Source organism: Fructobacillus ficulneus, assembly GCF_001047075.2.
Classification (GTDB): domain Bacteria; phylum Bacillota; class Bacilli; order Lactobacillales; family Lactobacillaceae; genus Fructobacillus; species Fructobacillus ficulneus.
On sequence record NZ_DF967978.1, the window covers coordinates 1 to 20,132 of the forward strand.

Genomic DNA, 20,132 nt, shown 5'->3' on the forward strand with positions numbered 1-20,132 from the left:
GGCTCGTTTAGTGGCGACTTACTTGGCCTTGATGCCGGCGGCGGAAGCCCAGGAAATCAAAAGCCTGATTAAGTACGAAGAAGAAACGGCCGGATCATTGATGGCCACCGAGTACTTGGCTGTCAAGGCGGGTGAGAAGGTTCGTGATGTCTTGGCTCAAGTCAAGAAACAGGCGGAAGAAGCCGAGTCGATTACCTATATCTATGTGGTTCAGTCCGACAACCGCTTGTTGGGGGTCGTGTCTCTCCGCGACCTCTTGACCCATCCTGATGAGATGACCATCGATACGATTACCAATACCCGAGTGATTTCGGTTAAGGCGGGGGACGACCAAAAGGACGTTGCCCAGGTGGTCGCTAACTACAACTTCTTCTCAATCCCGGTCACTGACGATACCGGCCACCTTTTGGGAATCATCACGGTGGATGATATCGTCGATGTGCTGGATGAAGAAGCGGTGGAAGAGTATTCAGGTCTGGCTGCGGTGAACGTGGCTGACACGGACGATACGGCCTGGCATTCAGCCTTGAAGCGGTTGCCATGGCTCTTGGGACTCTTGGTGTTGGGGATGGTTTCCGTGGCAATGGTTGCTAGTTTCGAAGATACTATCCGTCAGGCACCAATCCTGGCGGCCTTTATCACGATTATCGGTGGAACAGCCGGTAACGCCGGAACCCAGTCCTTAGCCTTGGCAGTCCGCCACTTTGGTGCTGGAACAGAAAAGTCAGGTTGGAAGAACTTGTTTTCTGAAATCTTGGCCGCAGCGGTTGTGGCGGTTGTGACCGGCTTGGTCTTGGCCTTGGTTGTCTTCGTTTGGAAAAGCAATGATGGCCTGGCTCTAGCTGTGGGTCTGTCATTAGCAGCGGCTGTCTTAGTATCAGCTGTCTTATCCCACTTGGTCCCAGCCTTCTTAAATAAAATTAACCTCGACCCAGCGGTTGTGAACGGTCCTTTGGTCCAAACAATCTGTGATTGGGTCGCCATCTTGATTTACTTTGGCATTGCTCAGGCAATGCTCGACCAATTTATTGGTAAATAATAATGAAATACAGGCATGTTTATAAATGTTGTGGCGCGCCTGCTAGTAAAAAAGGCCAGTCTTTGGAGTGATTCTGAAGACTGGTCTTTTTTTGATTGATTGGAGCTGAAAATAATTAAATTAAATCTTTTCTTAAAATCAGTCAATAATCAAACATCAATTACTTTTTTTCTGTAAAATAAACAAGGTATCAAGTATCAATGAAGATAGAAAATAATCAATTGTAATATTTTTATCAATAAAAAGAAGGTATAGGGACCCCAAAATAATGAATGTTAAAAATACACTATTAACACTAACAGCGGCTTCGATGTTTGGCCTCGTAACTGAAGTCAGTCATCAAGTTGTTGCTCACGCAGATAGCGTAGCTGCCGTCACAGCAGGACAAGCTGGAGTACCGAGAATTGACGTTGTTGATGTCTCATCATACCAGGGCTATTTGACAGCTCAAGACTACGTTACGATGAAGAACGCTGGCGTCAGGGGTATTATTGTTAAATTAACAGAAGGATCAACGTATGTTAATAAATATGCCCAAGCTCAAATCGCTAATGCAAAGGCTGCCGGTCTCCAGGTATCAGCTTATCATTATGCTGATTATACTAATCCCAGCACAGCCCAAGCAGAAGCAAATCATTTCGCTGACGTTGCCCAACAATACGGGTTCAAAAGTTCTGATTTGTTGATTGATGACTTAGAAGATGGCGTAACTGTATCTGGTAACGTTAGTCAAAACGCGAAGGCATTTAACGACCAGTTACAAAGCCGTGGTTTCGCTAATACAACCTTGTATACCTATATATCATACAAAAACTCTAATTCACTCGATACATCCTTTGTTGGCGGTGATAGTAAGGTTTGGATTGCCCAATATCCATATACTCCATCAAGTGATTCTCTTTGGAATACTGGCTTTGGAATGTGGCAATGGTCATCAAATGTTTCATTTAATGGAATTAGTGGTCGTTTTGATGTTTCGATTGATTATACAGGGATGGCTAGTCGACAGCTAACGGCCGCCGAAGCACTACAAAATGCAATCCAAATCAAACAGGAATCTGGCTATCTTTATGATGGGTCAGATCAAAATGGAGGTTACCGTTGGTATGAGAGTGGGCAATTATACACCGGTTTCCGCTACTACATGGGAACCTATTATTGGTTCGTCAATGGTGTCCGACAAAATGCTGGTTGGCGACAAGCATGGGGTATGACTTATTACACAGATAATAATGGTCGTGCCGTCCAAGGAACCCAGGTTATTGATGGTCGTGCCTATAATTTTGGAACTGATGGTACCTATTATGAACGAGACTTATCAGGTTACATTTATGATGGGTCATCACAAAATGGCGGTTATCGATGGTATGCCAATAACCAATTATTTACTGGTTTCCAATATTATATGGGTACGTATTACTGGTTTGTAAATGGAGTCCGTCAAAATGCGGGTTGGCGTCAGGCCTGGGGATATACTTACTATACTGACCAGAATGGTCGAGCTGTTCAAGGATACCAATTCATTGATGGCCGTGGCTATAATTTTGGTACTAATGGAACATATTACTTACGGTAATAATTTTCAGAATAATAATTATTATCAGGAGCTGATTTTTCAAAAAAATCAGCTCCTTTTTATAAAAATGTTCATTTGATGCCCATTATTAAGCATTACAGACTAATTTAATACCTTTACCGAAAAGTTGAAAATTATACTGTAATACAAGTCAGAAAATTTGCCTAATGGCGCGCTATAATCTTCATTAGAACCAAAATAGTCATTTTAATAAAAATAGCGTTATGACAGGTATTATAATAAAAATAAATTAGAAAATAAGTGTTTTTAAAAGGAAAATGAAGTATAATTATTTAAGTCAATATTATAAATTAAACACGAATAGATTAGCAGTGATTCTTTAAAATATAAGATATTATTAGGATATTTTTAAAGTTTAAGTAACTAAAAGTATTATAAATTTAGAAATTCGTGTCAAGTGAAAGTGATCAAAGTAATGAACAAAAATTCAAAACATAAACATAGAGGTTTAGAAAAAAAGGTAAACATAAACTCCATAATTATTATTTTACTGGCAATTACTTTGCTTTTATCCCATGGTTTAGTAAACAAAGTCGAAAGTCGTTTAGTTAATCATTACAATAATGTTAGAGCTTTAAAAATGGCTAAGCATTATGCAAAGGAAGCTCCTCTGTCTAAAAAGGCACTTTTTGAAAAATTAAATTCAGCAAACGGAACGGGTCAATTTACTGTCAGTGAATCTAATTATGCTTTGGCCCGTTTAAAGATTAATTATTACGAAAATGCTGTTAAGCGTGCTAAACAATATCCTAATAAAGGGAATGAAGATGACCTATCAACTATATGGTATCAACTCTCGGCTGACGCTGGTGATAAATTCACTACAAACCAAGCGGTTTATGCGGTTGGCCAGTTACGGGAACAAGGTTATAAAAATTAAAAAATAGTATTTTTTTAATCACTATATTTAAAAAAAGATAAAATTTTGCTGTCCATAGATATAATTCCTATCCTTCTGAAGATTCAGAGGGATTTTTAAATTCGTCGAAAATCTATAACACATAACACTAATTACATAAAAAAATATTAAGAATATGCATATTATGCCTGTTTTTGATTTTTTTATGTAAAATGAAATTGTATAAGTATATTCAATATTGAATTGTAATAAAAGGAGAAAAGTTATGAAAAAAATTTTTACAGGTATTGTAGTCGTAGTCGCTGCAATTGTAGTTGCAGTGGGAAGCTATGCTTTGGGATCGAATCACCACAGTACTAGTAATAAAGAATCAGGATCTTCAAAGGTCATGTCAAGTAGTGAAATACAAAGTAGCAGTTCAAGTGTAGTTTCAAGTTCCCAGGTAACATCAAATAGTGCTATGAGCTCAAGCATTAGTAGTCAGTCTAGTGCTTTTGACCCGACAAAACAAGATGCAGCGACAAGTTCACAATCAATTGCCAGTGTGACGGCTGAGTTAGTGAATGCTGGGCTGCCTGCAAATACGTGGGCTCCTAGTGATATCCAAACAATTATTTCACAAGCAAACCAACAAGGAATTTCACCAGTTGATTATGCTAAACAAAATTACCACAAATAAGAGATGAGAACTTTCTTTATACTTTTAAAAGTATATTTTATTGAAATAAATTTCTCTTAATTAGATTTTTTTAATCATTAGAATTAAGTTTGTTTTATTTAATCAATTATACAAAAAGTATTTTTGTTAGGATTCTTTCTTTCGTAACAAGCAAAATCCTGTATTCTAGTGGTCGTTACTATTTTTATAATTAAACATTTTTTTAGAATGCATACGAAAATATTACTGATTGTCAGCTATTTAATCGTATTATTGAAAATAAATTTGAATCAGTATTAGTTGATTAAATTGAATTTAAAAATTTGTTCAAAATATCTATTTACATGTAGTAATCATGTTGAAATAGTGTAAAATATCTTTGATGATAGAATTTCTATTGGAGAGTCGTTATTAAAAAATATTTTAGAGGGAATTAGGAATGAATTTAAAAAACGCACTTTTGACTTTAACTGCAGTAACGGTTTTTGGAGTAGCTGTGAGTCAATCCGGAGTATTTGTAAGCGCAGATGGTGTGCCATATGTGACTGCAGGCCAAGCAGGATTGCCAAGAACTGATGTAGTTGATGTTTCATCTTATCAAGGTGATTTATCAGTACAAGATTTTCAAAATATGAAGAATCAAGGGGTTCGAGGTATTGTTGTTAAATTAACTGAAAGTACAACGTATCAAAATCCAAATGCTGTAACACAGGTTAACAATGCTCGTGCAGCTGGTTTGAAAGTATCAGCGTATCATTTTGCTCAGTTTGCTAATCCTGATGAAGCTCGACAAGATGCTAATTACTTTGCTGACAGAGCTTATCAATTGGGATTTAATGGTAGTGACTTGATGGTTGATGATCTTGAGGCTTCTCGTACAAAAAGTGGTAATGTGACGGATAATGCACGTGCATTTAATGATCAATTACATGCACGTGGCTTTTCAAATACAGGTCTGTATACTGGGCCAGCGTATATTCAGGCAACTAATTTAGATACGTCATTTATTGGCGGAAGTAGTCATGTATGGATTGCCTCGTACCCATACTCGCCATCTAGTGATCATATGTGGAATACAAATTATGGTATGTGGCAGTGGTCATCAAATGTTTCTTTTCCAGGTGTGAGTGGGCGTTTTGACGTGTCAACTGATTATACAGGTATGGGTTCAAATTTAACTGGTTATATTTATGATGGATCATCACAAAATGGTGGTTATCGTTGGTATGAAAATGGCCAACTCTTTACCGGATTCCGCTATTACATGGGTACTTATTATTGGTTTGTTGACGGTGTTCGTCAAAATGCAGGTTGGCGCCAAGCATGGGGATACAGTTACTATACAGATGATAACGGTCGGGCAGTACAGGGTATCCAGCTGTTAGGTGGTAAAGTGTATAATTTTGGAAATGATGGAACATATTATGCTCGTCCAGTTACTGGCTATGTATATGATGGATCGCCATATAATGGAGGATATCGCTGGTATGAAAATGACCAACTCTTTACAGGTTTCCGATATTACATGGGCACTTATTATTGGTTTGTTGATGGTGTTCGCCAAAATGCTGGTTGGCGATACGCATGGGGGTATACGTATTGGACTGACCAAGATGGTCGTGCTGTTCAAGGATATCAAAACATTGGTGGCCGCAGTTATAACTTTGGTAACGATGGAACATACTATTTACGTTAATCGTTTAAGCCACTGCAATCGTAGTGGCTTTTTTTCTACAGTAATTTTAAAAGGAGTGAATTAAAATAATGAAATATAAATTATATAAAACCGGTAAAAATTTAGTTTCAGGTGCGTTTATAGTTGCTGGCTTAACATTATCGGCAATAACAGGAACTGGTATTGTAGCAAATGCTGATGGAGAAGCCACTCAAAATCCGTCAATTGTTAAAACGCAAATCACTGACGGTTTACAATCAAATGGTGCTGGTTTGGTCTACTATGAATCAGGTAGTATGGTCAAAAATAAGTGGGAAGCCATTGGTGATAAAACTTATTATTTTGGTTCAGATGGTCAAGCTCTATCGGGGTTACAGATGATTTCTACTGATTCAGGAAGTCCACAGAAATATTATTTTGGTAGCGATTATACGTTACAAAAAAATACAACTTTTACTATCAATAACCAAACATATCAAGCGGATAGTAATGGATTTGTCAGTATTTTAGAAGGATTAGTAACAAATAATCAGGGTAAGTCTTTTTATGTAAATGGGCAAAAAGTTACCAGCCAATGGGAAACAGTTGATGGAAATATATTTTATTTTGGTTCAGATGGTCAAGCAGTGACAGGACTACAAACCATTGGAAATCAACAGTACTATTTTGGTACTGCAGATGGAACCGATAAGTATTCTCTGCAAACCAACTTTGACATGCCTATTAATGGTGTCACATATCACGCTGATGACCAAGGACAACTCAAGCCTAAAAACGGAACCATTTGGGGCTTTGGTGATTCGACAACCGTTGGATGGAATTCATACAATGATGGAAGTCAATCTTATGATGCTTATGCTGCCAAAAATTTGGGGAAACTTTATCGAAATACTTCAGCTTATTCAGGAACCCAAATTGGAAATGATATGGTTTGGATGACAGATCAAGCGGTTACAGATAACAATTTTTCTCAAGTCACTGAGTTGGTAATCGGCATGGGAGTCAATGATATTAATTTCGGTGATGGCAAGCCATTAAATACTATTGCGCAAATTTTTCAAGATAGTATTCGACGATTGCATGCTGCTAATCCTAATATGAAAATTTATGTTCTATTGCCACAGGGGGATTGGTGGCAGGGAAGTAATAACGAAACAATTGGTAGTGATGGATTTTCAATGAATCAGTTACGTGACATGTTGACTCAGGTAGCTAACAGTCTTGGCATTCAAGTTATCAATGCAGGTGTTGTGACTGATCAAAATCATACGACGACATTGCCTGATGGTGTGCATCCAACGAATGCAGCTTATCAGGCTATTGGAGAGAAAATATCGAATGTCATTCAAAATAATCCGATAAACAATTATCACGATACATACCAGAATTATGACTTAGGCAATGTAAGTGGTTATGTAAATACTTTGGCAGGGTGGCGTTGGCTCGAAAATGGATTAGTTTTTACCGGCTTTCGTTATTACATGGGAACTTACTATTGGTTTGTTAATGGTGCCCGTCAAAACGAAGGGTGGCGAACTGCTTGGGGACATTTGTACTATACAAATGCAGACGGTCGTGCTGTTCAAGGAATATATAATATAAACGGTCAAAATTTTAATTTTGGTAACGATGGAACCTACTATATGCGTTCTTCTGGATACTTGTACGATGGTTCCAGCCAAAATGGTGGATACCGTTGGTACGAAAACGGTCAACTTTTTACCGGTTTCCGCAATTATATGGGCACGTATTACTGGTTTGTTGATGGGGTTCGTCAAAATGCCGGTTGGCGACAAGCATGGGGCTACACTTACTACACTGATGATAATGGGCGAGCAGTTTCCGGAACACAGTTCATTGATGGAAAACTGTATGATTTCGGTAATGACGGTACTTTTTTTGAACGTCCTTTGAGTGGATATATTTGGGACGGGTCGTCACAAAATGGTGGTTATCGCTGGTATGAGAACGGCCAGCTTTTTACTGGCTTCCGTTATTATATGGGTACTTACTACTGGTTTATCGATGGTGTTCGTCAAAATGCTGGCTGGCGTCAAGCGTGGGGGTACACATATTGGACAGATCAAGACGGTCGTGCAGTAGAGGGACATCAGAATATTAATGGCCAAAATTATTATTTTGGGGATAATGGTACATTTTATTTGAGATAAAATGATTTAAGTATCAATAATATTATTATTTTATTCTCAATGTAATCGAACTTAGAAATAGTTCTGGTATAATTATTTGTTGTTATAAAAAAATAAATCTTGTTTAAAAAAATCTCGGAGTAGACATGAAGCAAAAAATAAATCAGAGCTTATTTCCGTTGACCTTATTTCTAATATTTGTTATATCTTTTGGAATGCTGTATATCAAAAACGTTGGTCCAAAATCTCTTGGAGATAACGATATGCATTTGTACAACACATATTTGGTGGCGAGTGGGAAATATCCAGTTTCACCTAAATTTAATGTTGAAAAATCAAATTTCAGCGTAAAGAAAATGCAAGTAAAGGTACCGAAGAATGTTGCAGTATCAGATGGTCAAGACGGTTCATATGAAAAATACGTGATGTCTCCGTTTAAAACTGATCCTAATAAAGGACTTCAGTATATTTCATCAAAAAGTTCAAATACTACTCCAACTAAAATCGGTGTTAGAACCCAATACCCACCACTTAATTGGGGAATACAAGCCTTAGGATTTAAAACGGGTTCTATTCTTCATAAATCAGTGTATACTTCCTGGCAGTTTGCAAGAGTTGCAAACTTGACGCTATTTATTATTTTTATGATGATTGCCATCATTTTAATTCCGAAAGGAAAATTCATTCTTTCTTTGATAGGTAGTTTTCCTCTAACTGTCTTCTTAGCATCATCATTAAGTGCAGATGCTGTAAATATTTCAGTTTCATCATTGTTTGTAGCATACGTTTTGCATCTGCGTAATAAATCATTAAATGAAAATCAGTCGATTAAGCTAAGTCAGATGTTAGTTCTTGGTGCATTTGTCATCGTATTTTTTAATCTTAAAGTTGCATATGTTCCAATGCTCATTTTAATATTTTTAATACCAAATTATTTTTACAGTATGAGGAATAAAATTCTTTCAATGGGAGCCTCCGGCTTAATTGGATTATCTTCGTACTTGATGTGGTCGCATAAATATTCAAGTATTCTGTATGGCTTTCCGAATTCGCATAAGAATTTTCAGTTTTTACTTCACCATCTTTTTCAGGGGATTTTCGCAACTTTCGTTTATATTTTGACTTATCCGTTTTCAGTCATAAGTCAAATGTACAGTGATTATGGTTCTATGTTGATTGTTGTTACATTGTTTTTAATTTCTTTCATTCTCTACACTTTATTTATTCTAAATCATTCTAGATTCTCTAGTGAAAGCGCAAATTATTCAACCAATCAAAAAATCATTTATTATTGGCCAATAATACTTTCAGTATTAGCATACTTAATGGTCATGTTTTTAACTGTCTTCGTGCTACTAGCCACGTGGACAAAAATATATTCAGGTGGTATTGGGCAAACCTATCGAATTACTGATATACAGGGATTTCAAGCAAGGTATTTATTGCCGTTGATGCCAATGTTGGCTACTGTCTATGCTGTATCTGATGAATATGTAATTTTGTCGTCAAAGAATTCAGATCAAATGAATCTGTCGATTAAAAAAGTTATATTGAAATTTGTGCATAAATTGAGAAAGTAGTAGAAAATCGGTAATTTAAAAGCTTTTAGGAGTTCCTAAAGGCTTTTTGAAATTATAAAAGATACTATAAGGAATTTTTAATGAAACGATATCATTATATGGATTTATTGAACATTATTGCAACATTTGCAGTCGTCATGTTGCACGGATCAAGTTTAGCTTTCTCCAATCAAGGTGGCGCACGCTGGGACGTGACGGTTTTGATTCAAGTCCTATTCATCTTTGCTGTACCAATTTTTTTCATGTTGTCCGGGGCTAATATTCTTGACTATCGGCAACGAGAAAGTACAACCGATTTTTTCAAAAAACGGTTACAACGAGTAGTTGTACCATTTGTTGTTTGGACAACTATCTGGTTTATTTATAATAATATTCAATATTGGCATTACTCTTGGAGTAACTGGCATACGTATTCACGTCTATTCGATGGTATTATGCATGGTAACGTTCAACCAATTTTTTGGTTTTTTTATATTATTATTGGTTTCTATTTATCAGTGCCGTTATTATCAAAGATTGTCACAACTGACCAAAAGGCGTTAGTTCAATATTTATTAGCTATTAATTTAATTTTTGTGGGCTTAATCGGTTATTACTACCAGTTACGGAATCAATCTGATTCAGGTTTTTCAGGTGGGATTAGTGTTGGAGTCTCTGGCTCAGTAGGATTATTTGTTCTTGGTTGGTATTTGAAGAACTTTCCACTTGAAAAAAAATATCGTCAGTGGCTGTATTTAGCAGGTTCGTTATCAGTAGTGATAATGATTCTTTTAACTTTTGTACTTTCCCATCACCGCGCGATGTATCAGCGGCAAGTCTATAGCATTTGGGGTGTTTTTGGTATCACGTGGTCCGCAGCAATTTTTGTGTTTTTTCAAAATACTTTTGGCAAATGGGAACCAAACATTAAAGTTCAGCAATTGATAAGGTCGCTATCTGCTGCTTCACTTGGCGTTTATGTTATTCATTATTTTTTCATCGATACTTTGGAAAATCAATATCATTTGGCATCAAGGTCACTATGGCACATTTTCGTAATGCCAGTGGCAATTTGGATAATCACGCTATTGATTGTTAAAATTATTCGAAAAATTCCTTATTTACGTCGAACAGTTTAAAATTATTTCTAGAAAGTAGACAAAGTAAAAATCATGCAAGTTGCTAAAAATTATTTGTATAATGCAGCTTATCAGTTGCTTAATATCATTGCACCCATTATTACGCTTCCATACTTAGCACGAGTTTTGGGCAAAGAGGGTGTTGGAATTGCCTCTTGGACAAATTCATTAGTAACTTATTTTTTGTTAATTGCCAGTTTGGGAATAGTGACCTATGGTTCACGAGAAATTGCCTATGTACGTGATGATGAGAATCTCATTCAAAAAAAGTTTTGGGAAATTCAGACGATTCATTTCATTGCTGGAATTGTTGCTGTAGTTTTGTACGTTAGTTTCATTTATACAGGTGGCGCCTTAAATCATCGTATTCACCAAAATGAACTTTTTTTGTGGTATCAAATTTGGGTTATTTTCTCTGGAATTTTCGATATTTCATGGTATTTTATTGGCCTGGAAGACTTCAAAAAGACAGTTTTACGAAACATGATGATTAAGCTGGCCATGACTATTTTGATTTTTGTGGTTGTTAAAACATCAAATGATATTGGTTCATATATATTGCTACTAGCGTTGTCACAAGTTTTTGGTAATTTGTCGATGTGGTTTTACTTGATTAAGAAATTCCATCTACCAAAGCTTAGTGAATTGAATTTAACTACACATTGGCATCCTATTTTTATGATGTTTTTACCAACAATTGCAACACAAATTTATTTGCAGTTGAATAAAACGATGTTGCCCTTCATAACTGGATCAACACCATCGTCAGGTATTTATGATAATGCTGATAAAATCATCAAAGTTTGTCTGGCCTTGGTCACTTCTGTTGGAATGGTAATGTTGCCAAGGATGTCTGCTCATTACGCAGCAGGTGAACATGCTAAAATGAAAAAAGCAATTCACTCTTCAATGGACTTTGTTTCAGCAATTGCAGTACCACTAGCCTTTGGTATTGCTGCGGTCGGTCCAACGGCAATGTTATGGTTTTTAGGTAAATCGTGGGGAGACGTGGGTTCAGCACTGGTCCTATTAACACCGATTATTGTTTTTATTGGTTGGTCAAATGTTATTGGTAACCAGTTTTTGATTCCAACAAAGCGTCTGTCTGAATATACTTGGTCTGTAACTTTTGGTGCTATTTTAAATATTTGTTTGAATTTTTTCATGATTTATTTATGGGGTGTTGAGGGGGCAGCGATAGCAACGACGATTTCAGAATTTGCAGTGATTGCTTATCAGTTATTTGTAACAAGGCATGATATGCCAATCGGTCAACATTTTGTTGGATTATGGCGATACGCACTGGCTGGTCTGGTAATGTACGCTAGCGTGACTTTTTTTGTTGACTCACATGGCGTGGGTATTAAAAATACTTTATTAGAAGCAGCCATTGGCCTCTTTGTTTACTTGCTGACATTAGTAGTGTTAAGAGCACCAATTCTAGTGAAGTTAGCACACCGGGATTTCTTCCGTTCGTAAGTTTTCTCTGGTATAATTAAGAATGTTATGCACTAAAATTATAATTAATTGGAGGATGGGATATTGAAACAGTTTCTGTTTTATCACCTTCCCAAACGAATTCTGGATGTAACGGTATCTTTATTTGCTTTAATTATTTTTTCGCCCTTGTTTGTGGTGATTTCCATAATTATTAAGTGTCATAAAGGAACTAGTCACGTTTTTTACGCACAAAGTCGAGTTGGCCGGGGTGGAAAGCTCTTTAAGATTTACAAGTTTCAGTCTATGGTTGATAATGCTGATCAAATTTTGAAATCAGATGAAGAACTTTATCAAAAGTTTATTGATAATGGTTATAAATTACCAACAAAAAAAGATCCGAGAATTACTAAAATAGGGGCGGTATTACGAAAAACATCTCTTGATGAATTGCCGCAATTTTGGAATACTTTGATAGGAAATATGTCGATTATTGGTCCTAGACCAGTTGTGGAAAGTGAACTGGTTGAATATGGAGATTCCAAACGCATAAAAAAATTTCTTTCAGTAAAGCCCGGTGTTTTTGGTCTATGGCAAGCTTCAGGACGATCAAACATTGGTTATCCTGAACGAGCAGCAATTGAATTAGAATATGTTGACCGTGCAAATTTATTAATAGATTTTAAGATTTTGTTTATGACAGTGGTGGCAATCTTTAAGGGAGATGGCGCCTTTTAATGCAAGCTGGAAACAGCTAACCTGTTGGGAGAATATAATGGAATTTTCATTTAATGATTTATTGAAACGATTTTGGAAGTTTACTTGGTTAATTGCTTTGTTGATAGTTGTGTTTGCAGGCGCTGGGTTTATGTATAGTAAAGCTGGAAAAACAACAACTAATTTTGATGCAACTAGATCTGTGTTAATTGCCAAAAATAATACTAATGTAAAAGACCCAAATTCTCGGTTTATGGCTGATAAGTCATTAATTCCAACTTATCAAAAAGTGGCAACTGATGATGCTGTTGTTGAAGCGGTCCAAAAAGATTTACCATTTAAGATGACTAAGTCTGATATTGCTGCTGGCATATCTATCCATAGTGAGACAGATACACTTATTTTGGATTTCCAGGCGACTGGAGAAAATACTTACCGAGCTAAGACTTTGGCTAACACATATGCGAAAGATTTTTCAGAAGTAGGACCAACTATTTATCCTGATATGCAAAAACCAGATTTGTTATCAGCTGTAACTTCAACTGGTACCATTAATTCAGCTGCTCGAAGTACAAAGAAGTTAACAGTCTTTGGTGCTGTGCTTGGCCTAGTGTTAGCACTTTTCGTTGTACTTGTAACAGGAATACAAGAAAATTATCGAGCTGCTAAAAAGCAAGGATAAGTGACGGTCTATGGTGAATTTCCTCTTACCAATAACATTCTTTTCTAAGAATTATTCATACTCGATTGCGGAAACAACGGCAATGGTTGCTTTCCCTGTTTTTATCGCAATCATTATGCTTCAACTTTTTAGATTCCCTAAACGTTTAAAAATGATTTTACCATCTAGGTCTGCTCTTCTATTGACCATAATTTTGTGGTTAGCACAATTGATTGCAATGGGGCTCTCATACGGAAAAACTGGTGATACTGTTTTGACTACTGGAATTATTCATTCAGGTATTACGTTAGCTACTTGGACCATGACAGTTTATGTCGCATGGGCAGTTATTCAGTTAACTGTTATAACTGAGAAAGATGAATTTGCTTTTTTGAAGTCTGGGTTAATTGCTCTAGCTGTATACTTATTGCTAGTGATTTTGCCGCAAATTGCAGTAACCTTTCATATTACGGCATTTGAACAGTATGTTAATGATATAGCACGTTTATTTGAACGTCATTGGCGAACTCATACAGATTATAATTTCTACATTAATGGATCTTATGTAGCTACAGAGGGTAGGGTTAATGGATTTGAACCGGAAGCAGCATTTTTAGCCAACTTGTTAGGGGTGGTTTATTTACCAATTTTAATTGGTATAACGGCTTCGGGTCAGAAATTTTGGTCGTGGACTAAGACCAAAATTGGTGATCAGGTAGTTAATACTATCTTTTCTTTTATAATTTTATTAGTACTTCTTTTGGCCAAGACAACGACAGGCATTCTTACTGCTGGGATTGCTTATATCCTTTGGATTATTTGGTCTCAAAACCATTTGCGCAAAAACTTAGTTGGTTTAGCGGTTATCGGTTTGTTTTTCATTGTGTTTGCTTATTTAAAGGTTGGAGTGATTCACGATACTTTCAATCAATTCCTATTTGCTAAACAAGGAACTGATAACAGGTTAGGAGGCACTATTGCCCTAGCTTTGACTTTTCTCACTCATCCAATTCTTGGAGTCGGATACGGTTTTACTTCATTTTTCATTTTGAAAAATGTACCAATCTCAACAACTCATAATTTTGAATTTCAAAATGTATACTCGCAGTTTGGTTATCCAAACTTATCTGATTTTCTAGGATGGTTTGCGTCGTTTGGTTTGGTTATCATGATACCGGCTCTCTGGTTGATTTTTCGTTTGATTGCCCGAACATACTTGGTAAAGTATCGGGTAGGTCGACTGCAATTAACTGAAAAGGAGATGGCATGGCATCAGGGAATAATTATTTCCTTTATTACAATGATTATACTGGCTACGTTTTCTTCAATTTTTGTTATACAGGTATTTCTCTGGCCATACTTATTAATGTTTTTCTTTTATCGGAAGCATATTATTCGACTTGAGCAGGAGTTAAAGTCATGAAAGTATATGTAGCAACTCATAAAAAATATGAGATTCCACAAGATGGCCTTTATCAACCACTGATGGTTGGGTCAGCTATGCGTGATTCTATTCCTGATGGTTATCAAAGAGATGATCAAGGGGATAGTATTTCTGCCAAAAATCCTAATTTTAATGAGCTGACTGGGTTATACTGGATGTGGAAAAACTCCGATGAAGATGTCATTGGGTTAGCTCATTATCGACGCTACCTTGGTTTGCAGGCAGGACATGATATTAGTAAACGATTGGACCGCGATGCGATTGATAAGTTACTAGCGGATTTTGATGTTATTTTGCCTAAGCAGCGAAATTATTATATTGAAAATCAACGAAATCATTATTTACATGCTCATGCTGTTGAACCGTATCAAGTGATGGAAGATATTATAAAAACTGATTTTTCAGATTTTTATCCAGCCTTTCAATCAATGGAAAAGTCAACGAAGGCTCATCTTTTCAACATGTTTATTATGAATAAAGCAGCTTTTAATGATTATGCTGCTTTCGTCTTTGGTGTTTTATCAAAGGTTGAGGAGAAAATTGATATCTCAGTATTAGAGGGTCAAGATGCACGCGTCTTTGGCTTTCTATCTGAACGTTTGATGGATACCTGGTTAAATACGAGAGACTATTCGCACAAGGATGTTCCTGTAATTAGCTTGGAAAAGACGAATTGGTTTGATAAGGGCACTCAATTCTTAAAACGGAAGTTTATGCCTAAAGCAAAAAAGAAGGTACATTTCTAATGACAAATAAATTTAATACAAAAAACTATGATTACTTAATTGTTGGTGCTGGTCCTTTTGGAATGACCTTTGCCTATGAAGCTGCACTTCGTGGCAAGCGGTCATTGATCGTTGAAAAGCGATCATTCGTTGGTGGAAATACCCATACCCATACTGAAAATGGAATTACTGTCCACGACTTTGGTGCTCACATTTTCCACACAGATAACAAAGAAGTTTGGGATTACGTTCGTAAGTTTGCTGAATTCAATGGTTACCAAAATCAGGTTGTGGCCAACTATAAGGGTAAGCTTTTCAACTTGCCATTTAACATGAACACCTTCTATCAAATGTGGGGAACTAAGACTCCTGCAGAAGCTAAGGCTAAGATTGAAGAACAAAAAACAGCGGCTTTGCAAGAATTGGGTGACCGCCAACCTCGTAACTTGGAAGAACAAGCCATTTCATTGATTGGAACTGATATCTATGAAGCCTTGATCAAGGGTTACACTGAAAAGCAATGGGGTCGCAAAGCAACTGAATTGCCAGCCTTCATCATCAAGCGTTTGCCAGTTCGCTTTATCTATGATAACAACTACTTTAACCACCGTTATCAAGGAATTCCTGTTGGTGGTTATACACAAATTTTTGAAAACATGGTTGACCGATCAAACGGTTTGATTGATGTTTTGACTGATACTGATTTCTTTGATAACAAGGAAGAATTCTTGAATGAATTCCCACGCGTTGTCTACACAGGAATGATTGATCAATTCTTCGACTATAAGTTTGGGGAATTGGAATACCGGTCAGTACGTTTCGAAAGCGAAACCCTTGATACAGATAACTACCAAGGAAACGCTGTTATCAACTATACTGATGCTGAAACTCCATTTACTCGTCAAATGGAATGGCGTCACTTTGATGGCTTGGCTGACGAAGGTAAGACCATCATCACTCGCGAATATCCACAAGACTGGGACCGGACTAAGGAAGCTTACTACCCAGTTAATGATGACAAGAACACGGACTTGTACAAGCAGTATGTGAAGGCAGCTCGTGAAGATGCCCCTGAAGTGCTCTTCGGTGGTCGTTTGGGTAAGTATCGTTACTTCGATATGGACCAGGTCTTTAATGATGCATTTAATACTGTTCGTCAAGAATTCGGCGTGGCAGATGACTTTAACTTTGCACACGATGATGTAAAGTAAAGTTAATGGTTCTCAACTGAGGGAACCGTACATAATATTTGGGGAGAAAAATAATGACTAATTCAGATCAATCAGCCATCCTATCACTTGTTGTTCCGGTGCATAATGAAGAAGATACAATACAAATATTTTACGATGCTATTCAAATGGAAATGCCAAATATTAATTCAGAAATTGACTTCCATTTTGTAGATGATGGATCAACGGATCAGACGATTAATATTTTACGTGAGTTAGCTGAAAAAGATTCACATGTTCATTATGTTTCTTTCTCTCGTAATTTTGGAAAAGAAGCAGGACTGTATGCGGGATTAAAACAAGCAACTGGTGATTATGTTGCAGTTATGGATGTTGATTTACAAGATCCACCAGAGCTGCTTCCAGAAATGCTTTCTGGTGTTCAAAGCGGCGAATATGATGCTGTTGGAACTCGACGCGCTGACCGGAGAGGTGAAGCACGTGTACGGTCATGGTTCTCATCTCAATTCTACAAGTGGATGAATAAAATTTCTCAAACTCATTTAGTCGAGGGAGCACGAGATTATCGAGTAATGTCCCGTCAAATGGTTGACGCGATATTATCTTTATCCGAAAATCAACGTTTTTCAAAGGGAATATTCACGTGGGTAGGGTTTAAGACTAAGTATATTCCATTTGAAAATCGTGAGCGAATTGCTGGATCGACATCATGGTCATTTTGGAATTTAGCTAAGTATGCTATTGAAGGAATTGTATCCTTTTCAACCATGCCGTTAACTATCGTGACGGTGCTTGGAATGCTTTCATTTGGAGCATCATTAGTTGGAGGTACATTCATTGTCATTAGAGCTCTTATTAGTAATTCCTCTGTTGCAGGTTGGCCCTCAATGGTAACAATTATGCTCTTTATAGGCGGAATTCAAATGCTTAGTCTTGGTGTTATTGGCCGCTATATTGCTGCGATTTTTATGGAAACAAAAAGGCGGCCAATCTATATAGCCAAGGAAGAAAAGTAGGGATTTTTTTTGCTATGTTTTTGAGATGTTCAATATTATATATTAGGTAGAAAAATATGCGTAAGTTCAGTATTAACAGTTTGATTGTGGGATGTACTACAATAGTGATTTTTTTAATTACTATTAGTGCTATTTTCTTATATCCGCTTACCTTTTCAGAGGGAAGTACAGTTGGATTCTTAAATTTTTTGTTTCGAATTGGAGCGGCGATCGCAATCCTTTTGTTTGCTTTTCAATTAGGAAAAAGCAAGAATATAAAAAATCATAAAGCCTACTTTGTGACATTCATCATAGTCGCTTTATTTTGCCAATTAGTTTTCTTATCTACTTTTTCTCGACCAGTCTACACTGATACTGGTTACGTTACTACGATGGCTGGACGTTTAATAGACGGAAACCATAATTGGTATCAGTACTTCTTTATTTATCCTAACAATGTTAATGTTGTGTTATTTTGGAGGCTAGTTTTAACGCCATTTCATTGGATTGGTGTCACCAATTATGAATTAATTCTGCCTTGGATTCAAATGCTGATGCTTGATATTGGCATCTTTTACTTGAGTCGATCTTTAAAAATTTTTAGTAAACCACTAAGTTCAATTTTTCTGCTTGTTGCCTTATTTTATACTCCATGGTTTATGTATGCTATTTTTCCTTATAATGATGTAATTGCAATAGCGTTGATTATGGGTGTTATCGGAAGTTTTGTTAGGTTGTTAAATAGCAATTCCAATCAATGTAAATGGCTTCATGGATTTATGATGATGTTAATGCTGGGGGTTGCTGTTACAATCCGACAAAATTCAGTAATTATATTGATTGCGCTGTTATTAACAGTATTGTTTAGTAAGCAATTCACCAAGCAATTGAAATTCGGCTTATTAGTTTTGGGGATTTTATTTTCTCTTATTGGTACACTATCGTTTCACCAGTTTCAAAGCTCGGAAGGATTTCATAGTAAGCCTAACCTAGTTACACCGTCAGTTCGTTATGTTAATATGTCTTGGAATCCTAACACGTCTGGTCAAATCGATGGGCCAGATTCATTTTTATATAGCAATTATCCAAAAAAAGAACGTTCTAAATTAATTACAGCAGAATTAAAACATCGAATTAAAAACTTAGGGGTTATTGGTATACCCAAACATGCAATCAAAAAGATTGCCTTTATGTTTTCACTGGCATATTCAAATGAAGATATGGGTGGCATTCAGATAAAGCCTCCTTTGCTAAAAAATGAGTGGCAGGCTGAACCATTTTTAGAAATGATTGGAAACTTATTTCAACCCGTTTATATTGTTTTGTTATTATCAGCTGGGTTAATAACCCTCTATGTATTGAAAAATAGAAAATCGGTTAACGATACAATTTTCAACTTAACTGTATTTTCAGCATTCAGTATTGTTGGTATTTTTACATTTCATATCTTACTGTGGGAAGTTCGAGATAGGTACGCTTTACCTATGATTCCTTTCTTGTTAATTCTTGCTGCTGTTGGACTGAAAACTTTCTTTGATATTGCTAGAAATCAAATCGAGAGTAACAAAGTAAAGAAAAGAACGAGTGGAATAGCCATTTTAGCATTATTGTTTCTTCTGACTAGCTTTGGTGTTTCACTTTCCCAATCACAAAAACAAGTTACGAGAACCGGTTCTGTTTACTACTCAGGATTTTCAATGTATACTGAAAATGAAAATGAGTTAGTATCTATACCAGGTCATGCTATAGTAAAAACTGATGTGTTCAGATTGAAAAGTTCCGCTAGTGAGTTTAATATAGATTTTTCAAAGTTATCGAGAGAAGATTTAAAGCACATTAAAGTTACTTTAGTTAGAACCGATAAGAAAAAGAGCTGGAATATAAAATTAATGCCAGCAACTGTGACTTATTATGGTAATTTTTCTGTTGGTAAATATCAATTAAAAATTGAAAATAATGGCCAAAATTCGATAAAGACGAATGCTGTTCAAAATGTCGGCACAACAAATATTCAGGGTCCAAAAGTGATGATGAACAATCATGATGTGAAAGGACTTAATACTATTTTTAATTTTACGGATATTCATGTTACTCGTTGGATGAACTTAAATATTTACATTTTTGTGCATTTTATCTTCATCGTCATGCTTTTGACAGTAATTTTATCAATCGAAAAAAAGGAAATGTATAACTAATAATGGATTCCGTGTTGTGCTTTTTTGCAACGCGGTTTTTATTACTAATATATAAATTTAATTATGAAAATACTAAAAATAACAAATTTTTT

16 protein-coding genes are annotated in these 20,132 nt (G+C 36.2%); all 16 read left to right on the forward strand.

Annotated elements, in window-relative coordinates:
- Positions 1–1,039 (forward strand): magnesium transporter (gene mgtE, locus AOQ29_RS00005; protein ID WP_061992531.1); only part of this gene is annotated, 1,039 nt, incomplete at its 5' end.
- Between the two features lie 268 nt (positions 1,040–1,307).
- Entirely contained in the window at positions 1,308–2,615 is a 1,308-nt protein-coding gene (locus tag AOQ29_RS00010; RefSeq protein ID WP_061992532.1) for a GH25 family lysozyme, read from the forward strand.
- 436 nt (positions 2,616–3,051) lie between these two features.
- Positions 3,052–3,516, forward strand: a complete 465-nt coding sequence (locus AOQ29_RS00015) for an Ltp family lipoprotein (protein ID WP_083989173.1) — start codon at positions 3,052–3,054, stop codon at positions 3,514–3,516.
- Between the two features lie 244 nt (positions 3,517–3,760).
- Complete coding sequence (locus tag AOQ29_RS00020) at positions 3,761–4,174, forward strand: hypothetical protein (RefSeq protein WP_061992534.1); 414 nt, start codon at positions 3,761–3,763, stop codon at positions 4,172–4,174.
- Between the two features lie 418 nt (positions 4,175–4,592).
- Positions 4,593–5,849, forward strand: coding sequence for a GH25 family lysozyme (locus AOQ29_RS00025; protein WP_061992535.1), 1,257 nt, complete (start codon positions 4,593–4,595; stop codon positions 5,847–5,849).
- 68 nt (positions 5,850–5,917) lie between these two features.
- Entirely contained in the window at positions 5,918–7,999 is a 2,082-nt protein-coding gene (locus tag AOQ29_RS00030) for an SGNH/GDSL hydrolase family protein (protein ID WP_061992536.1), read from the forward strand.
- A gap of 125 nt (positions 8,000–8,124) precedes the next feature.
- The gene (locus AOQ29_RS00035; RefSeq protein ID WP_061992537.1) at positions 8,125–9,558 is read left to right on the forward strand and encodes a DUF2142 domain-containing protein; all 1,434 of its coding nucleotides are present in this window, start codon (positions 8,125–8,127) and stop codon (positions 9,556–9,558) included.
- Positions 9,559–9,638: 80 nt separating this feature from the next.
- The gene (locus AOQ29_RS00040; protein ID WP_061992538.1) at positions 9,639–10,676 is read left to right on the forward strand and encodes an acyltransferase; all 1,038 of its coding nucleotides are present in this window, start codon (positions 9,639–9,641) and stop codon (positions 10,674–10,676) included.
- A gap of 33 nt (positions 10,677–10,709) precedes the next feature.
- A complete protein-coding gene (locus tag AOQ29_RS00045; RefSeq protein ID WP_061992539.1) occupies positions 10,710–12,155 on the forward strand; it encodes a flippase in 1,446 nt (481 codons plus the stop codon).
- Positions 12,156–12,218: 63 nt separating this feature from the next.
- Entirely contained in the window at positions 12,219–12,851 is a 633-nt protein-coding gene (locus AOQ29_RS00050; RefSeq protein WP_061992540.1) for a sugar transferase, read from the forward strand.
- A gap of 37 nt (positions 12,852–12,888) precedes the next feature.
- Positions 12,889–13,512: a Wzz/FepE/Etk N-terminal domain-containing protein gene (locus tag AOQ29_RS00055; RefSeq protein ID WP_061992541.1), complete on the forward strand. Its 624-nt coding sequence runs from the start codon at positions 12,889–12,891 to the stop codon at positions 13,510–13,512.
- A 10-nt stretch (positions 13,513–13,522) separates the two neighbouring features.
- Positions 13,523–14,914 carry a hypothetical protein gene (locus tag AOQ29_RS00060; RefSeq protein WP_061992542.1) on the forward strand — a complete coding sequence of 464 codons (1,392 nt, stop codon included), beginning with the start codon at positions 13,523–13,525 and terminating at the stop codon, positions 14,912–14,914.
- Positions 14,911–15,681: a DUF4422 domain-containing protein gene (locus AOQ29_RS00065; RefSeq protein WP_061992543.1), complete on the forward strand. Its 771-nt coding sequence runs from the start codon at positions 14,911–14,913 to the stop codon at positions 15,679–15,681. Before AOQ29_RS00060 ends, AOQ29_RS00065 begins: the two co-directional genes overlap by 4 nt.
- A complete protein-coding gene (gene glf, locus AOQ29_RS00070; RefSeq protein WP_061992544.1) occupies positions 15,681–16,871 on the forward strand; it encodes a UDP-galactopyranose mutase in 1,191 nt (396 codons plus the stop codon). Before AOQ29_RS00065 ends, glf begins: the two co-directional genes overlap by 1 nt.
- Before the next feature lie 53 nt (positions 16,872–16,924).
- A complete protein-coding gene (locus AOQ29_RS00075; RefSeq protein ID WP_061992545.1) occupies positions 16,925–17,866 on the forward strand; it encodes a glycosyltransferase family 2 protein in 942 nt (313 codons plus the stop codon).
- Between the two features lie 56 nt (positions 17,867–17,922).
- Positions 17,923–20,040, forward strand: coding sequence for an AdipoR/hemolysin III family protein (locus AOQ29_RS00080; protein WP_061992546.1), 2,118 nt, complete (start codon positions 17,923–17,925; stop codon positions 20,038–20,040).
- Positions 20,041–20,132 lie beyond the last annotated feature (92 nt).

What these genes read in the sequence shown, in the direction of transcription:
- AOQ29_RS00010 (WP_061992532.1), top strand. Translation starts at nt 1,308, where the DNA reads ATGAATGTTAAAAATACACTATTAACACTAACAGCGGCTTCGATGTTT.
- AOQ29_RS00020 (WP_061992534.1), top strand. Translation starts at nt 3,761, where the DNA reads ATGAAAAAAATTTTTACAGGTATTGTAGTCGTAGTCGCTGCAATTGTA.
- AOQ29_RS00035 (WP_061992537.1), top strand. Translation starts at nt 8,125, where the DNA reads ATGAAGCAAAAAATAAATCAGAGCTTATTTCCGTTGACCTTATTTCTA.
- AOQ29_RS00060 (WP_061992542.1), top strand. Translation starts at nt 13,523, where the DNA reads ATGGTGAATTTCCTCTTACCAATAACATTCTTTTCTAAGAATTATTCA.
- AOQ29_RS00065 (WP_061992543.1), top strand. Translation starts at nt 14,911, where the DNA reads ATGAAAGTATATGTAGCAACTCATAAAAAATATGAGATTCCACAAGAT.
- AOQ29_RS00015 (WP_083989173.1), top strand. Translation starts at nt 3,052, where the DNA reads ATGAACAAAAATTCAAAACATAAACATAGAGGTTTAGAAAAAAAGGTA.
- AOQ29_RS00045 (WP_061992539.1), top strand. Translation starts at nt 10,710, where the DNA reads ATGCAAGTTGCTAAAAATTATTTGTATAATGCAGCTTATCAGTTGCTT.
- AOQ29_RS00080 (WP_061992546.1), top strand. Translation starts at nt 17,923, where the DNA reads ATGCGTAAGTTCAGTATTAACAGTTTGATTGTGGGATGTACTACAATA.
- AOQ29_RS00030 (WP_061992536.1), top strand. Translation starts at nt 5,918, where the DNA reads ATGAAATATAAATTATATAAAACCGGTAAAAATTTAGTTTCAGGTGCG.
- glf (WP_061992544.1), top strand. Translation starts at nt 15,681, where the DNA reads ATGACAAATAAATTTAATACAAAAAACTATGATTACTTAATTGTTGGT.
- AOQ29_RS00040 (WP_061992538.1), top strand. Translation starts at nt 9,639, where the DNA reads ATGAAACGATATCATTATATGGATTTATTGAACATTATTGCAACATTT.
- AOQ29_RS00025 (WP_061992535.1), top strand. Translation starts at nt 4,593, where the DNA reads ATGAATTTAAAAAACGCACTTTTGACTTTAACTGCAGTAACGGTTTTT.
- AOQ29_RS00055 (WP_061992541.1), top strand. Translation starts at nt 12,889, where the DNA reads ATGGAATTTTCATTTAATGATTTATTGAAACGATTTTGGAAGTTTACT.
- AOQ29_RS00075 (WP_061992545.1), top strand. Translation starts at nt 16,925, where the DNA reads ATGACTAATTCAGATCAATCAGCCATCCTATCACTTGTTGTTCCGGTG.